The organism is Enterobacter sp. E14S, assembly GCF_055666685.1.
The window spans coordinates 1-243 of record NZ_JBVODQ010000043.1 but is presented as its reverse complement, the minus strand read 5'-3'; the positions used below and the strand labels follow the sequence as shown (position 1 = coordinate 243).

1 rRNA gene is annotated in these 243 nt (G+C 53.9%); it reads right to left on the bottom strand.

Annotated elements, in window-relative coordinates:
- Positions 1-243, bottom strand: a 16S ribosomal RNA gene (locus ACZ6J2_RS21915); the annotation flags it as partial.

Here is a 243-nt window from a genome sequence, read left to right as displayed (position 1 = left end):
TTCTCTTTGTATGCGCCATTGTAGCACGTGTGTAGCCCTACTCGTAAGGGCCATGATGACTTGACGTCATCCCCACCTTCCTCCAGTTTATCACTGGCAGTCTCCTTTGAGTTCCCGGCCGGACCGCTGGCAACAAAGGATAAGGGTTGCGCTCGTTGCGGGACTTAACCCAACATTTCACAACACGAGCTGACGACAGCCATGCAGCACCTGTCTCAGAGTTCCCGAAGGCACCAATCCATC